This window comes from Haladaptatus pallidirubidus (genome assembly GCF_020700235.1).
GTDB lineage: Archaea > Halobacteriota > Halobacteria > Halobacteriales > Haladaptataceae > Haladaptatus > Haladaptatus pallidirubidus.
The window spans coordinates 1452305-1466925 of the sequence record NZ_CP085301.1 but is presented as its reverse complement, the minus strand read 5'-3'; the positions used below and the strand labels follow the sequence as shown (position 1 = coordinate 1466925).

Sequence of the window (14621 nt, the reverse complement as noted above, 5' to 3'; positions counted from 1 at the left end):
TACGAACCGGAGGCTCTACCGCGTGACTCACGTCGCAGTCGTTGGAGCGGGCGTCGCAGGACTCGGCGTCGCTTACGCTCTTCGAGATGAAGCATCCGTCACCTTGTTCGAGAAAAGCGGGCGCGTCGGCGGCCGCGCCGCCACACGCGAGCGGACCGACTGCGTCTACGATACGGGCGCGAACTACGTGAAAAGCGACGACGACCGCGTCTCGCGCGTTATCCGCGAACTTTCGAATGGTTTGGTCGATGTCGAGAAACCGGTTTGGACGTTCGACGCGGACGAAAATATTTCGGAGGGACGCGACGAAAATGCGGCGAAATGGACGTACCGGAGCGGAATCGGAACGCTCGGCGAGAAACTGCTGGATGCGAGCGGTGCAACTATCCGAACCGACACCCGAGTTGTGGGAATTCGGAAGGATGACGGTTGGTACGTGGAAGACGGAGACGGAAACGAATACGGTTCGTGCGACGAACTCGTGCTGACGCCGCCAGCGCCGTTGACCGCATCGCTGTTGGAGTTCGCGGAGTGGGACGACGACGAAACCGCGAGAGAGCTCCGCAGACACGTCGGGCACGTTCCGTACAGGACGATTCTCTCCGTCGCGCTTCATTATCCGTTCGAAATCGACCGGTCCTACTACGCGCTGGTGAACACGGACAAGGAACACGAAATCGGCTGGCTGGCTCGCGAATCCTGCAAACCGGGGCATATTCCTGACGGCGAAAGCCTGCTCATCGTTCAGATGGCTCCGAACTGGTCGGCGGAGCACTACGACCGCGAGGATTCGGAAATCGTCGCGGCGGCGGCCGACCGCGTTGCAGACCTTCTTTCCGACCACTCGCTTTCGGCCCCGAACTGGTTCGACGTGGTTCGCTGGCGCGATGCATTGCCCGACTCGGGTGCCGACCCGGGCGTTCTCCGGAGGGCGGAAGACGAAAATCTCCGGTTCGCCGGCGACTGGGTCAGCGGGGACGGTCGAGTACATCGCGCGCTCGGAAACGGACTCGATGTCGGCGAGCGAATCAGCAAACTCCGAACGTAATTACGACACAACGTCGGAGTTCGAATGCTCTACGAGCGGGGTCGCTTCCTCGTAATACCGCTCGTACAGTGATTCAGCCCACTCCCGAACGTCGGGGTTTGCCGTGTCCGCAAACACGCGGAGGATGCCTATCTCGTCGTAGCCACCGACGCCGATTCTGTCGTCAAACATCGCCAATCCGAACGGCAGTCGCTCGTGGACGAGCAATTCGAGGTGGCCGCCGTCGATGGCTTGCGTCGTCGCCTTTCGGTGGTCGGAGAGAATTTGATCGATAACCGTCGGGAGATAGATGATTTCGGTCTGCATGCCGTCGAAGATGTTTTCGCGGATTTCGTCCACGTACATCGGGGCAATGGTCGTCGTATCGAATCCACGAAGGGTTTTCGAATCGCGGAGAAGCGAGACGAACCGACGGACGGGTTGGTACGGATCGCCCGGTTTCTGCACCGTTATTGTCGCGTCGGTGAGCAGTTCGACGTCGATTCCGGTTCCGTCAAGTAACGGTAGGAGCGGTTCCAACTTGACTGCCAACTCAACCGTATCTTGCAGCGCTTTTACTTCGGTAGCGATGATTCGACCCAACGGGGTGAGTTCGTACGTGCCATCGATACGGCGAACGAGCGACTTTTCAGTCAAGTCGCGGACGATTCGGTGCGTCGTCGTCCGCGATACGCCGATGTCGGCTTGGAGTTCCGACCTCGTCAGTGGTCGGTCGCTGAGCGCTCGCAGAGTGTTCGCTCGCTTAACCGCAGTGACCACGATTTCTGAATCACTACTGCTGTTCATTGATTGTACTTGGCACTACCATGGTATAGTGTTTCACGCCCCGAAAACTGTAGCACGAGCCGGAAACTGTCCACCGTTCGAGATCGTTCCGCGTTCCGGGAAAATATCACTCAGTAACTACATTAGACAACCATCCCATTTCTATTCATGGCTGTCGAACCAAAAACGACGACCGAAGTAACGGAATCGACTAGTTCGAAAACCGGAACTGGATTGGACGAAAATCTCGCCGGGGCACTCGCGTACCTTTTGAGTCCGCTTACTGGCATCCTCTTTTTCGTCCTCGAAAGCGAAAACGAGTTCGTGAAATTCCACTCGGCACAGAGCATCGCATTCGGGATCGGACTGTTTCTCGTCTATGTGGCGATGACGTTCGTGCAGTTCGCACTGCTCTTTATTCCGAGAGTAGGAGGATTGTTCTCGCTCATGTTTTCGCTCGCCTATTTCGTCGTCGGATTCGCCGCATTCCTCGGGTGGTTATTCTTGATGTACAAAGCCTACTCGGGCGACACCCACCACATGCCTGTGTTCGGGAATGTTGCGGACAGAATTGCATAAAATGAAACGCACAGCAACGATTTTCGTCGTCTTCACGGTCGTTCTAACCGGTTGCGCCGGATTCGGTTCCAGCGCCCCGAACGCCGAGGATGTAATCGCGGGAGACGGCGTCGGTGGCGAAAACGACGGTGCGAACATTGCGGGTGACGGCGGAGGAGACGACGAGGCAAACGGTGCGAGCAACAGCGAGGGCGAGACGGGCGAAAATAGCTTTCAGCCGTTCCGGTTCGACCGGCCCGGAACGTACACCTTCGATGTGATGGACGCGAGGGAAGGCTCCGGGAAACTTGTCTGGGACATTCAAGCCATCGACGGCGAGAACGTCACCCTGAACAGCATCTTCGAGTTCGGCGGAGAGAAACACGAATCGTCCATGACCGTCAACCGTGACGACGCAATCATCGACCTCGCATTCGTTCCCGGCGGCCAGTATGCCGTCCAGACGATGTACGCGGGTGCGATGAGCAACGCCTACGGCAAAGACCTCCGGGTCGGCCAGTCGTGGAGTTTCACGACGCAGGACGGAACGATGGCCTACGAAGTGACCGAAAAACGAACCTACGCCGGAATCGAATGTTACTATTCCGAAGTGCGAATCGACGGCTCGGTCGCCAGAGTCGGGTGTTACTCGCCCGATCACGGCGTTGCGCCGTACTCCGCGTACTACGACGAGAATGGGGAAACCGTGCTGGAAGTGAAACTCGTGGAGTACGAGGCGAAGTAACGGTTTCATGTAATCTCGAGTTATTTTGCGTTAATCGTCTCTGCCGTTCGCCACCGTACACCCTTTACGAATCGCTCGGAACGAACGAACCAACCAATATACAATGACAAACGGTAATACAACACCGAGAATCGTCGCGAGAACCTGAACGAGAACGCATATATTTCCGGAAAGTTCAGTGGCGTAAATAATAATTTACTGACCAAAAACGCCGTCGATTACACCGTACGGTTTCAAACCGTTATCCGGCTGCCGTTATTTTGAAATTTCCCGGAGAATACTTACAGACGATAGAAGACAACAAATTACGGTTTCACTTTCACTCCGCTCTGGTGAACTATTTAGTTATCACCTTCGAATTGCGGGGCATGGGACTGATGCGACGACTCGGGGTACGTTCGGAGTCGAAATCCAATTCGAACGACCCATACGAATGTCGAGGATGTGAGGCCTCTTTTGCAGTTCTGTATCAAGTTTGTCCCGAATGCGGTGGCTACACCATCGAACGGGACGACTGGGACTAACGAACGACGAGTTCGTCGCCTGGCCGGACGTCGTCCGCGACACCTGCCGGAAATTCGAGCACGCCGTCTCCCCTCCCACGTGTGAACCCCGTCCACGGATTCAAACGGACAACTCGCGTCACCCGTCCGCGTTCAGTCCACACCACATCGAGCGCCAGCGGTGTGAGTAGCGTCGAAGCGTGACGCTCCGCGACCGAGTCGAAATCGAACGCGAGCGCGCAGTCATCGCGTCGAAGTAGGTGGATCAATCCGCGAATCCGAGAACCGAGCGAATCAACTCGGTATGCCCGTGAGGAAACCGTTTGTTCGACTCCGTCTCGTCTCCGAACGACGCGCATGGGATAGCTTTCGGCTCGTTCCCTTCGAACGTTTCGCCCACATCGTGGAAATCGACGAAACCACATAGAGGGATTAGCAGTGGGTTCTCAACGCGGGATGTTCCGTGGCGCTGTCGCACTCCATGGTCATCGCTACGCCGTTTCTTGTCGGTAATTTCGGCCCAGAAAGAACGTCACGAGGTGGAACGCCAGCAGTCCGGTGAATAGCGGAAAAATTCCCCATCTAGTTCATCGAAAACCAACGGGTTGTCGAACAATGGAAGGGTAATCGAGAGCCAAAAGTTTGCAATCTGGACGGGAGTGGCACCGAACTGGTGGCTGAGTGTGGCGGCGATTTCGACCTACGACATGGAAAATTATATTATATTTAATATTAATACTATTGATCGATTAATCGGTTTTAACTACCTGTTAAGCGGATTTCAAACCGTGACGTTCGACATCGTACTCCAACAATCGTCCTACTGCGTTTCGTCCCTCATTTTGCGTCTTCGAACATCAAAATCGCACGACTGCGGCGCGTATGACGGATGGGGGGTGATCGAGGAGGGCTCTTGCTTGCCTTTTTGCTGCTCGCGTATGACCACGACCGGTTTTTCGTCTGACAGGGGTTTATGATTTTTCAGGGTGTATGTGTGACGAACACGAGTCCCACACTCAGAAGGTGTCTCTAATGAGCAAATCAAACACATCCCAAGCGGAAGCGCCACCGACGACGTACCACACGACCCACGACTGGACGGACGCAGAATCACTCAGTACGACGGTCATGACAGCGGTTGCGGAAGCGATGGACAAAGATCCGACGGAAATCGGCCCGCTCTACGACCAGTTCGACCCGGACGCTTTGGACGGGCTGTTTTCCCCCCACAGGGGAGAAAAAATTCGAACGGACGGCCACCTCGGGTTCACGTTCGAGGAGCACTACATTTTCGTCCAGAGCGATGGCCTCATCGCGGTTCATCCGCCCGAGGAAGGGACGTAGATTTTTATCCCTCCCGGCCCCACGAAACGATAGATGCGATGATTCAGCTACCGATACGACGATGCTCCGCCTGCGGTTATCTCGGCCCGGTCGGACGGTTTGTGGGGGAAGAGCGAAAACTGACGTGTCCCCGATGTGGCACCGAACTCGGCGGGACGTTCGACCCGCGATTAGCATGACGGGAACGACGCTCAACTCGGCAATCGAGGAGTACCTCTCCAGCATCGAGGCCGGAAACTACCGCACCAACGCGGGTTCCGCGCTCACGCAGTGGGCGCAGTGGCTCGCACGGGAGCGAACCGTCACCCTACTGGAGGACGTGGAGGTCATCGACTGCCGCCGGTACGCCCGCCATCTCAAACGACAGGTGCGCGAGGACGAACTGAAATCCTCGACGGCTCACACCTACTACGCCTACGTTCGGGCGTTCCTCGGCTTCTGCGAGGCAGACGAACTTCTCTCCAAGAATCCCGCCGCCGTCTCGCGAGCGCAGGCCGAACTGCCGGAAAACACCGCCGACGCGAATCGTCAGTTCTGGACGCGACGCGACAGAAAAGCCATCCTCGCCTTCATGGACAAACGGGTGGAGAGGGTGTTGGAGGGCGACGATAGCGACGGAGTGTCGCGCGAACGCGCCTACCGCGACCGGGCGCTCGTTCGTCTGCTCGCGCTGTCAGGCGTTCGGGGTGCGGAAGTGTTCCGCGCCCCAGCGGACGACAAGCGACCCGGAATCGCGTGGAGAGACGTGGACATCGAAGGCGGTTCGCTCCGCGTGTTCGGCAAATCCCGCGAGTACGAATACGCGCAACTTCCGCGAAAAGCCGCGGAAGCGTTGGAGCGCTATCACCGCGTTTTCGATCCGCCAACACCACGGTTTCCGGTGTTTCCAACCGACCACGCGCCGTCGAAATATCGCGCCGTCCGCGAGGGGTTGGCGGGTGAATACACCGAAAGCCGAATCGAAACCATCCTCAATGAAAACGACATCGACGATGTTGTGCGCGAGTACGAAATCGTCATCCCCGCGATTTCGACCCGCGGCGCGCGCAATCTGATGAAACGCCTCTGCGGGGAGGCCGGACTGGACATCGACGGCGAGTATCTGAAACCCCACGGAGCGCGACGGGGACTGGGCCATCAATTATACAGTGAGGGCCATGCGGAACTGGCCCAATCTGCCCTCCGTCACGCCTCGATTGCGACGACGCACGAGAGCTATTCGAACATTCGGGCGAGCGAGACGGCGGAGCGCGTTGACGACGTGCTGGACGACTCGTGACGATCTGCTGGCGCCCAACCCTAGCTGACCTTCAACCCTAACAGTGCAGGGAACAAGAATTTATTACTACTGTCGTTAGCGGAACCAACGAGCCAGTGTAAATCGTACGACAGATCGGCGCAACTCGATACGATGTTCGACGTGCTTTCGAGCGACTACCGGCGACGAATCCTGTTCGAGTTGAAAGCGGAACGCCTCCGTGTTTCGGAGGCGTCCCACCGATGGGAGGCGGAGTATGGCGATGACCGCGATCGAATCGAACTGCTGCTGTGCACCATCCATTTATCGAAACTCGCCGATTTCGAGTTTGTCGAGTGGCACAGGGAGTCAGACGAAATTCGACAGGAGTCACGATTCGAGGAAGTCCGTCCGGTTCTCGACGGACTCTACTAACCCGTCGTGCTGACGAGAAGGAACGCTTTGGAATCGGCCATTCGAATCGCAGACCAACAACCCCTTTTTCCCGCACCACCGAGTTCGACTATGCGACTTCGCCGGACGCCCCTATTCGTCTTCATTTCATTATCGCTTTTTGCGGGCGTTGCATCCGCCCACGGAGTCACCACGCGGTTCGACGCGCCGATTCCGCTCACCTTGCTGTTCGGCGGTGCAGGGGCCACCGTCGCCCTTACGGCGCTCTTTCTGACCACCACGGTCGAGAGCGCGCCGACCGGAACGCGTCGGATTTCGTTTTCGGCGGACGCGGTCGTCATCCTTCGGCGCGCGACCCAGGTGCTGTTTCTCGCGGTTTTTCTGTTCGTCCTCGCCGTCGGCGCGGTCGGCCCGACCAACGCGCGGGACAATCCCGCAACTCTGTTTACGTGGTCTGTCTGGCTGAAAGGCGTTGGCTTGCTCGCGGTGCTGTTCGGCAGTCCGTGGCGCACACTCGCGCCGTGGCGGACGATTTACGATGGTCTGTCAAAAGTGGAAGGCAAAGAGTTGGCGTTGTTCGACTATCCGAATCAACTCGGCGATTGGCCCGCCCTCATTGGCTTTCTCGCCCTCGTCGGCGTCGCGGAGAACCTGACCCGAATTCCGGATTCTCCGCGGTTGACCGCCGTTCTTCTCGCGGGTTATGCCCTCATCATGCTGGTCGGCGGTGTGCTGTTCGGAACACCGTGGTTTCGACGCGCCGATCCGCTCGCGGTACTGTACCGTCTGTTCGGGCGAGTTGCGCCCATGAAAATCGACGGAAGTGGAATCGACCTCCGTCCGCCGTGGCGCGGGTGTCTTCCCCGGGTTCGGTCGCTCTCGCTCGCCGCGTTCGTCGTGGCGACCGTCTACACCGTCAGCTTCGACGGCTTCACCAAAACGCCGGAGTACCAGACGCTTCTGTTTTCGGTGCGGGAAGCGACGGGACTCGGGTCTGTCGTCTCGGTTCTCCTCTATCTCGGTGGTTTCCTCGCGTTTCTCGCCGTCTTCGCACTCGTGGCGATACTGACCCGACGAGTTTCGGTAATTGCGGAAACGTCGAGGAATTCAAAAACTAAGGAGTCGTGGCACGCAACGGCCCTCGCACTCGCGCCGACGGTGATTCCCATCGCGGTCGCCTACGAAGTGGCGCACAACTACCCCTTCGTGCTTCAGCAGTTGTCGCGTCTGTTGACAATACTCGGCGGGCCAGAAATTGAACTGCTCGGCTGGCTTTCGCTGTCTGCGTTCTGGGCCTCACAGGTGATACTCATCGTCGCGGGGCACCTCGCCGCGGTCGTCGCCGCCCACTACGTCGCGCTGGAGCGCACGAATCGCGTCGGCCGGGCACATCTCCCTCTGACCGCGCTGATGATTGCTTACACCGTCCTCTCGCTGTGGATAATTTCGCGTCCGGTCGCGACCTGAGCGGGTTTTATTCGGCGGTGGTTTCGACGGACGTACCAGAACTCCTTTTCTCGCGTGGTCGCTAAAGTCACTCAATGAGCGATTCGACGCGCGGAATCCCCCGACGCGAGTTCATGAAAGCGGCGGTCGCCATCGGCGGGTCGGCGGCCCTGTCGGCCTGCCTCGACCGGGGCGGGATGCCCGACGTGAAGCAGGGGCCGGACGACCTCTCCGGTCTCCCAAAGCGCCAGCACGCGTGGAATCGATTTCTGGCGACGGACGACCACGACAACGACGTCGCCGCCCGACATCAGGTACTCCTCTTTCTGAACTACGCCGGAGCGGACGACGCGACCCCGAGCCAAGCCGAGCGCGAAACCGTCGAATCGGCGTTTCGTAGCCTCGAACGCGCCTACCAGCGAAGCCACGACGGACTGCTGTTTTCGGTCGGTTACTCCCCCTCGTACTTCGCCCGGTTCGGCGCTGTCGACGTGCTCCCGAAACCGAAAGCTCTCGCGTCCTTCGAAGACCCGGAACTGGACGAACAGGACGCCATCGTCCACCTCGCCAGCGACCACGCGGAACTCGTACTCGCCGTCGAGGAAGCGCTGCTCGGCGACCGCGAGGAGTTGAACGGAGTTTCGGTGACAGGACTCTCCGATGTGTTCGAGAAGTCGAACCGCCGAACCGGATTCGTCGGCGACGGCCTCCCCGCTGAGCATCAGGACGTGAGCGGCATCCCCGACTCGAAACCCGTGCCAGAGGAGTCGCCGCTGTACATGGGTTTCAAATCCGGATTCCGGAAAAACCAGGCTAGCGAGGACAGGGTGACGATTCGGGACGGCCCCTTTGCTGGCGGCACCACCCAGCACGTCTCCAAAATCAGCCTGCATCTCGACCAGTGGTACGAACAGGATAGCCGCGACCAGCGCGTTGCCAAGATGTTCTGTCCGGTTCACGCCGAAGAGGGGCGAGTCGAGGGCGCGGGCGACAACCTCGGCGATTCCAGCGGGATGGACGACGACTGCATCGGGCAGGTCAAGGAACACGCCCGAAAACGCGGGATGGTCGGCCACTCCCAGAAATCCGCTTCCGCGCGAAAGGACGACTCGCCGCTCATCCTTCGACGGGATTTCGATTCGACTGATGGCGGCGAGGCGGGCCTGCACTTCGTCGCGGTTCAGCGCACAATTTCGAATTTCGAGGACACCAGAAAGGCTATGAACGGCGACGACCTCGCCGGAAACTCCTCTGTTGGCCAGCGCGTGAATAACGGCATCTTACAGTACATGACCGTCGAATGCCGGGGGAACTTTTTGGTGCCGCCGCGCTCGCTTCGCTCGCTTCCCGATCCGAATCGATAAGACGCGTTTATTTCGTTTGTATTTGGATTGTGAGTCGTGGAGTTTTGCTTTTGTGGGTTTCGAGTCGGGGAGTCCCAATTTTGAGAGTCACGAGATGATTTGCTGTCATCGTAGCTAGCTACTGCCGACTCCAATGAAAACCGCCACCGCACCGCAACCGCAGGCTACACACCTTCCCAGCCGATTGTGCTTCTCGGCTTTCTGTATGCGATGCTCATCCCTCGCGCGCTGTCAGCAAGACGGTTCGGACGTGAAGTCCTCATCGTCTTGCCAATGCACGCCACATGGCAAATTCGACATACGAAACCAGTCAAACTACGATAGCGCGTTGGTGTGAGCCGGAGGGCATCTCTCCCAGAGGCACGTCAGTGAAGCCGCGCGAGGGACGACCGGACGACTGCAAGGAGCGAATAGATCGATTGGGGGAGGATGTGGTCTGCGGTTAGGATGTGGTGGTAATTATTTGTTGTCAGTAACAGTCTACGAACACCAGAGAAACAACCATCATTTACAACCGGAAATATACACCACCGACAGACTGCCAAACGACGAAATCACCGCCTCCAAACACACCCCTTTCGACGGGTGTACCAGAACCTCTTTTCGGAGTCAATGACAAATTCCCTCCAATGAATCGTCGTAGGTTTTTGCAGACTTCGGGTTTCACAAGCGCAGTTGCGCTTGCGGGGTGTGCTGGACTGTTCGAAACACAAACCACGCCGAACGAACCCCCGTTGGTCGAAAACCGCCCAGACGCGGTGTACTATCCGACGCACACCGAGGGGATGGAGATGGCCGGAATGGCGAAACAGGGCCGCTGGCGACTCGGACTGATGTACTCGTTTCCCCACCGCTTTTGGCTGATGGGCGGTGGAACCGCGGAACAGCAGGAAAAAGTGACCATTGAAGACGGTGACGACGTGCACCTGATGGCGACGGTCTGGGACGCGGAAACGATGACGGTGCTTCCCGCCGGGGACGTGCGCATCGAACTCTCGAAGGGAGATTGGAGCGACACCAGAACGATGTGGCCGATGCTCTCGCAGAACATGGGATTTCACTTCGGCGACAACATGGGACTGGACGGCGACGGCACCTACACCGCCGATGTGCAGGTCAGCGGACTGAGCATCCGTCGAACCGGCGCGCTCGCGGGAGAGTTCGGTTCCGCCGCGACGCTCTCGACCGAGTTCGAAGTGACGCAGGAAAAACTGGAAAATCTGCCGTTCGAAGAGCTCGACCAAAAGAAAGGGTCGCAAGGTGCGGTGCCAACGGTTGAGATGGATATGATGCCAACGAGTACGGTGCCGCCGAAAGCCGACCTGCCGGGGCAATTTATCGGCGAGCAGACGAGCGGGGATGCGAAGTTTCTCGCAACTGCCGTGAAAGACACCAAGATGGCCGAAGAAACCTATCTCCTCGTCTCACCGCGGACGCCGTATCGGAGCTATCCAATCCCAATGATGTCACTCTCGACGAGCCTGAACCGCGGCGGCGAATCGGTCTTCGACGGAACGCTGAAACCGACGCTCGACCCCGAAATTGGATATCACTACGGCGCGAATGTTTCGGGTATCAAATCGGGCGACGAACTCCTCGTTTCGGTCGATTCGGTGCCGCAGGTCTCCCGACACGAGGGGTACGAAACGGCGTTCCTGAAGATGCCGAAGATGACGTTCTCGGTGTGAGAGCGACGGCGATCTCCGGGCGGCAGTGAAACGGGAGGGCGGTGGAGTACTGGGACGGCGAAACAGTGGGTCGGTATAGCAGTGGAGCGGTGAAACGATGGGACAACGGGTTAGTCTCGGATTAGAGACTGAAAAAGAGCGGCCACAGGAGTACGCCAATCCACAGGACTAGACCCGTTTTCACGAGCAGATTCCAGCGTTCATCTGCTTGCTGTCGCGCGCCACCAACTGCAAGCAGTCCGATGACAGCGAGAACGGTGAGGCGATGAAGGACGACCATAATCGGAAGGACTGTAACACCGATGCTCTGGTAGTCGAGCAGGAATCCGAGGCCGAGACCGAGGATTGCAACACCGAACCAATCGAGCGACTGATGGCCTTTGGGGAGGATAACGGCAGAAAGCGGTAAGCCGACGGCGAGAACGACGTACCCGATACCAGCGACAGCCTTTATCGGAATCGTCGGAACCGTCATCTCGACGGCGATACTCGCACCGCGCACGACAATTGGTAGACCGAGAAGCAAGAAACCGAGCGCAATGCCACGCTGGGTGGTTTCCGCCGACAACCAGGACAGCAACTCCCGAACGAACGAGAGCATTGATTCCTGCACGCCGACGGAACCGAGGAGGATCGCGACCCACAGGAGCGTTATCGGATACACATCAGTTGGCGCTCGTAACTCCACGACCGAAACCCATCCGTCAGTGTCGGCGATGCCACCGTTGGCAAAGCGTTCGCGGGAGACGTCCTCTACGTACCACTTTCCATAGAACTGGTTATCGAGGTAATACTGTGCGGCGGACAGCGACCCGACGGAGTGCCGCAGTCGAAACCAATCCCAATGTTCCTGATGTGCTTGGATGGCAGTCCACGTTTGCCCGCCCGTTCCGCCCTCGTACAGACGAAGATGGTAGCGCGACCCGAAATAGGAACCGTCGTGGATTTGCGCCGTTTCAGCGACCCAGCCGCCACGTGAACCGGGTGCATCGATGTAGGTATATCGCACCGCTCCCGTGGTGTTGTGCCATTCGATAGCGACGTCATCGCCGGCCGTCGGTTCGTCCTCGTGGCTGATTCCCTGCCACTCCTGCGTATCGTTTCGCCACTCCGCTGTCCGCCGATTTCTAAGGTGAGATACCACTCGTGAGGTGTGCCCTTGAACGACGGCGTTGATGGGGAGCGTCAGCGAATCGAACGATTTCCCACGACTCGTAAACGGCCACAGCTCTGCTTCGCTGTTCGGATGCGGTGAAACGAGCCGCACATCGTTGGGGCTTTTCCGCTCTTCGTCGTCCACTGAGTTCGGTACGAGAACCCCGGGGTGAGCGAAGAGGAGCGTACCGACTAAGAGAATTGCAAGAATCGTCGTGGCGTGACGACGGAACCCGATTCGTGGCTCGGGCATGTATAATCAGGGGCTACCGAACCGCAGAAAATCAATGTACCGGCCGTATGCTAGCAAAAAGAAAAGGATACAAGCGGCGGCTATCGCAGTTTAGGCGACTGCACGGCCGTCTTCCTCGGATTCGAGCAGTTCCTGATAGCGGTTGCGGATGGTGACTTCGCTCACGCTCGCGACTTCGCTCACCTCGGACTGGGTCACCTTCTCGTTGGTAAGCAGGGAACCGGCGTACACCGCGGCGGCGGCGAGTCCGACCGGACTCTTGCCGCTGTGGACGCCCTGCTTTTTCGCGGTTTCGAGCAGATCGTGCGCCCGGCGTTCGGATTCGTCGCTCACGTCGAGGTCGGAGGCGAACCGCGTCACGTAGCTCTGCGGGTCTGCGGGCTGGATTTCGAGGCCGAGTTCGCGGACGATGTAGCGGTAGGTGCGTTTGAACTCCATCCCTTCGATTCGGCTGACACTGGCTACCTCGTCCAAGCTGCGTGGAACGCCAGATTGGCGGGCCGCCGCGTACAGCGAGGCGGTCGCCACGCCCTCGATGGAACGACCCGGCAGGAGGTCTTCATCGAGCGCACGGCGATAGATGACGCTGGCCGTCTCCCGGACGTTTTTCGGGAGTCCAAGGGCACTGGCCATGCGGTCGATTTCGCCGAGCGCCTGCTTGAGGTTGCGCTCCTTGCTGTCGCGCGTGCGGAACCGTTCGTTCCACGTGCGGAGTCTCTGCATCTTCTCTCGCTGGCGGGAGCCGAGCGTGTTGCCGTAGGCATCTTTGTTCTGCCAGCCGATGTTGGTCGAAAGCCCCTTGTCGTGCATCATCTTCGTCGTCGGGGCACCGACGCGGGATTTTTCGTCTTTCTCAGTGGCGTCGAACGCGCGCCATTCCGGCCCGCGGTCGACGTTGTCCTCATCGACGACGAGACCACATTCGGCACAGACGATTTCGCCGTGGCCCTCGTCGGTGATGAGGTTGCCACCGCATTCGGGGCAGACGTTTTCCTGTTCCTGTTCGTCCTCGCTCTCGCGTTCTCGGTCGTGGGTCGCTACAGTGGACTCGTCGTAGCGTTGAATTTTTGTTGAAGTCATGGTTGGTGCGTTGGCGAAGGCTCCCGACAGGGTAATTCCTGAAAAAACCCGGAAGCTTACTTCCTAACTATCGGTTAGGTAGAAACGTACTTAAAGGTTTCGTGATATAGTGCGACATTCACCGTACCGTATTTCGAGTTAATGAAGCCTGTACTCCGAGTTAATCGCAGTTTAAGCGCCTAACATTCCGGGAGACGTGAGTCGAAACGGACAAAAATCTATTGGTTATCTCCTGGCGGTTGTGGTTCCGACTACCAGGTTGTTGTCACCTACATCCTCGCTACGAGGTCAGAAATGAGTAGAGGCGTTACTGTTCACACGCCGCAACGTTTCTCCACACATCTGCGTTGTGCTTTCGTACTTCTCCCCTATTTACTTGCGTTATTCACGCAAATAAGACCGTGCAACTTCATCCGGAACCTGCTCGAACACCCGATAAAACTGACCGACTGCGCCGAAATTCGGCGGGGTCTCGATACACACCACTTCGTCCGCTTCGCCGTGCAGTCGTTCAATTGAACCGGGCGACCCGACTGGAACCGCAAGGACGACGTACCTTGCGCCCGCGTTTTTCACCTGTCTGAGGCATGCAATAGTCGTCGCACCGGTCGCAACGCCGTCGTCCGTGACCACGACCTGCTTACCGTCGAGGTTCGGTATCGGCCCATTGCGACGGTATTGTGTCGCTTTCACACGGGCGTCCTCGGTTTTCCGTTCTCGTTCCTGTCCGACGTAGGCGTCGTCCGCTCCGATTCGGGAAATGAGCGCGTCGTTCAGCCACACGCTTCCGTCGGCACCGACGGCTCCAATCGCGAGTTCGGGATTGTGAGGAGCCCCTAACTTTTTTGCCACTACCACGTCGAGCGGTGCTGAAAGTGCATCGGCGACTGGTCGTCCGATCGGAAGTCCGCCGCGCGGAATCGCGAGTACGATGTCCGCGGTTATTCCTTCGCGCTGGACGAGTTCCGCGAGTTGTTCGCCTGCGTCCGTTCTATCTGTAAACATGGAATCTACCACTCTA

The 14621-nt window shown here is 58.3% G+C and carries 14 protein-coding genes; 9 read left to right on the top strand and 5 right to left on the bottom strand.

Annotated elements, in window-relative coordinates:
• The first annotated feature begins 22 nt into the window (after nucleotides 1–22).
• Nucleotides 23–1048: an NAD(P)/FAD-dependent oxidoreductase gene (locus tag LIX15_RS08080; RefSeq protein WP_227773228.1), complete on the top strand. Its 1026-nt coding sequence runs from the start codon at nucleotides 23–25 to the stop codon at nucleotides 1046–1048.
• Here the strand turns inward: LIX15_RS08080 and LIX15_RS08075 are convergent, their stop codons facing one another.
• Complete coding sequence (locus LIX15_RS08075; protein WP_227773227.1) at nucleotides 1049–1834, bottom strand: helix-turn-helix transcriptional regulator; 786 nt, start codon at nucleotides 1832–1834, stop codon at nucleotides 1049–1051.
• Nucleotides 1835–1981: 147 nt separating this feature from the next.
• Here LIX15_RS08075 and LIX15_RS08070 point away from each other — a divergent pair, with 147 nt between their 5' ends.
• Both LIX15_RS08070 and LIX15_RS08065 read left to right on the top strand, forming a co-directional pair.
• Nucleotides 1982–2392 carry a DUF4870 domain-containing protein gene (locus LIX15_RS08070; RefSeq protein WP_227773226.1) on the top strand — a complete coding sequence of 137 codons (411 nt, stop codon included), beginning with the start codon at nucleotides 1982–1984 and terminating at the stop codon, nucleotides 2390–2392.
• A 1-nt stretch (nucleotide 2393) separates the two neighbouring features.
• Complete coding sequence (locus tag LIX15_RS08065) at nucleotides 2394–3116, top strand: hypothetical protein (RefSeq protein ID WP_227773225.1); 723 nt, start codon at nucleotides 2394–2396, stop codon at nucleotides 3114–3116.
• A gap of 520 nt (nucleotides 3117–3636) precedes the next feature.
• Here LIX15_RS08065 and LIX15_RS08060 read toward each other — a convergent pair.
• Nucleotides 3637–3978: a DUF192 domain-containing protein gene (locus tag LIX15_RS08060; protein WP_227773224.1), complete on the bottom strand. Its 342-nt coding sequence runs from the start codon at nucleotides 3976–3978 to the stop codon at nucleotides 3637–3639.
• A 673-nt stretch (nucleotides 3979–4651) separates the two neighbouring features.
• Between LIX15_RS08060 and LIX15_RS08055 the strand changes: the two genes are divergently transcribed.
• From LIX15_RS08055 to LIX15_RS08030, 6 genes are all read left to right on the top strand, one after another.
• The gene (locus LIX15_RS08055) at nucleotides 4652–4963 is read left to right on the top strand and encodes a HalOD1 output domain-containing protein (protein ID WP_227773223.1); all 312 of its coding nucleotides are present in this window, start codon (nucleotides 4652–4654) and stop codon (nucleotides 4961–4963) included.
• A 133-nt stretch (nucleotides 4964–5096) separates the two neighbouring features.
• Complete coding sequence (locus tag LIX15_RS08050) at nucleotides 5097–6242, top strand: tyrosine-type recombinase/integrase (protein ID WP_227773222.1); 1146 nt, start codon at nucleotides 5097–5099, stop codon at nucleotides 6240–6242.
• A gap of 132 nt (nucleotides 6243–6374) precedes the next feature.
• Nucleotides 6375–6635 carry a DUF7344 domain-containing protein gene (locus LIX15_RS08045; RefSeq protein ID WP_227773221.1) on the top strand — a complete coding sequence of 87 codons (261 nt, stop codon included), beginning with the start codon at nucleotides 6375–6377 and terminating at the stop codon, nucleotides 6633–6635.
• A 90-nt stretch (nucleotides 6636–6725) separates the two neighbouring features.
• Complete coding sequence (locus LIX15_RS08040) at nucleotides 6726–8081, top strand: hypothetical protein (protein ID WP_227773220.1); 1356 nt, start codon at nucleotides 6726–6728, stop codon at nucleotides 8079–8081.
• A gap of 74 nt (nucleotides 8082–8155) precedes the next feature.
• Entirely contained in the window at nucleotides 8156–9424 is a 1269-nt protein-coding gene (locus LIX15_RS08035; protein WP_227773219.1) for a DUF7405 family protein, read from the top strand.
• Nucleotides 9425–10053: 629 nt separating this feature from the next.
• A complete protein-coding gene (locus tag LIX15_RS08030) occupies nucleotides 10054–11112 on the top strand; it encodes a DUF7350 domain-containing protein (RefSeq protein WP_227773218.1) in 1059 nt (352 codons plus the stop codon).
• A 121-nt stretch (nucleotides 11113–11233) separates the two neighbouring features.
• On the opposite strand, the gene LIX15_RS08025 is transcribed toward LIX15_RS08030, so the two are convergent.
• From LIX15_RS08025 to LIX15_RS08015, 3 genes are all read right to left on the bottom strand, one after another.
• Nucleotides 11234–12520 (bottom strand): hypothetical protein, encoded by a 1287-nt coding sequence (locus LIX15_RS08025; protein WP_227773217.1) that lies wholly within the window; start codon nucleotides 12518–12520, stop codon nucleotides 11234–11236.
• 90 nt (nucleotides 12521–12610) lie between these two features.
• Nucleotides 12611–13600: a transcription initiation factor IIB gene (locus LIX15_RS08020; RefSeq protein WP_227773216.1), complete on the bottom strand. Its 990-nt coding sequence runs from the start codon at nucleotides 13598–13600 to the stop codon at nucleotides 12611–12613.
• Between the two features lie 381 nt (nucleotides 13601–13981).
• On the bottom strand, nucleotides 13982–14605 hold the full coding sequence (locus LIX15_RS08015; RefSeq protein WP_227773215.1) for a phosphoribosyltransferase: 624 nt from the start codon (nucleotides 14603–14605) through the stop codon (nucleotides 13982–13984).
• Nucleotides 14606–14621 lie beyond the last annotated feature (16 nt).

Bases quoted from the DNA above. Each gene is read 5' to 3' on its own strand.
- LIX15_RS08045 (WP_227773221.1), top strand. From the start codon at position 6,375: ATGTTCGACGTGCTTTCGAGCGACTACCGGCGACGAATCCTGTTCGAG.
- LIX15_RS08075 (WP_227773227.1), bottom strand. From the start codon at position 1,834: ATGAACAGCAGTAGTGATTCAGAAATCGTGGTCACTGCGGTTAAGCGA.
- LIX15_RS08025 (WP_227773217.1), bottom strand. From the start codon at position 12,520: ATGCCCGAGCCACGAATCGGGTTCCGTCGTCACGCCACGACGATTCTT.
- LIX15_RS08065 (WP_227773225.1), top strand. From the start codon at position 2,394: ATGAAACGCACAGCAACGATTTTCGTCGTCTTCACGGTCGTTCTAACC.
- LIX15_RS08030 (WP_227773218.1), top strand. From the start codon at position 10,054: ATGAATCGTCGTAGGTTTTTGCAGACTTCGGGTTTCACAAGCGCAGTT.
- LIX15_RS08050 (WP_227773222.1), top strand. From the start codon at position 5,097: ATGTGGCACCGAACTCGGCGGGACGTTCGACCCGCGATTAGCATGACG.
- LIX15_RS08040 (WP_227773220.1), top strand. From the start codon at position 6,726: ATGCGACTTCGCCGGACGCCCCTATTCGTCTTCATTTCATTATCGCTT.
- LIX15_RS08070 (WP_227773226.1), top strand. From the start codon at position 1,982: ATGGCTGTCGAACCAAAAACGACGACCGAAGTAACGGAATCGACTAGT.
- LIX15_RS08055 (WP_227773223.1), top strand. From the start codon at position 4,652: ATGAGCAAATCAAACACATCCCAAGCGGAAGCGCCACCGACGACGTAC.
- LIX15_RS08015 (WP_227773215.1), bottom strand. From the start codon at position 14,605: ATGTTTACAGATAGAACGGACGCAGGCGAACAACTCGCGGAACTCGTC.
- LIX15_RS08020 (WP_227773216.1), bottom strand. From the start codon at position 13,600: ATGACTTCAACAAAAATTCAACGCTACGACGAGTCCACTGTAGCGACC.
- LIX15_RS08060 (WP_227773224.1), bottom strand. From the start codon at position 3,978: ATGCGCGTCGTTCGGAGACGAGACGGAGTCGAACAAACGGTTTCCTCA.
- LIX15_RS08035 (WP_227773219.1), top strand. From the start codon at position 8,156: ATGAGCGATTCGACGCGCGGAATCCCCCGACGCGAGTTCATGAAAGCG.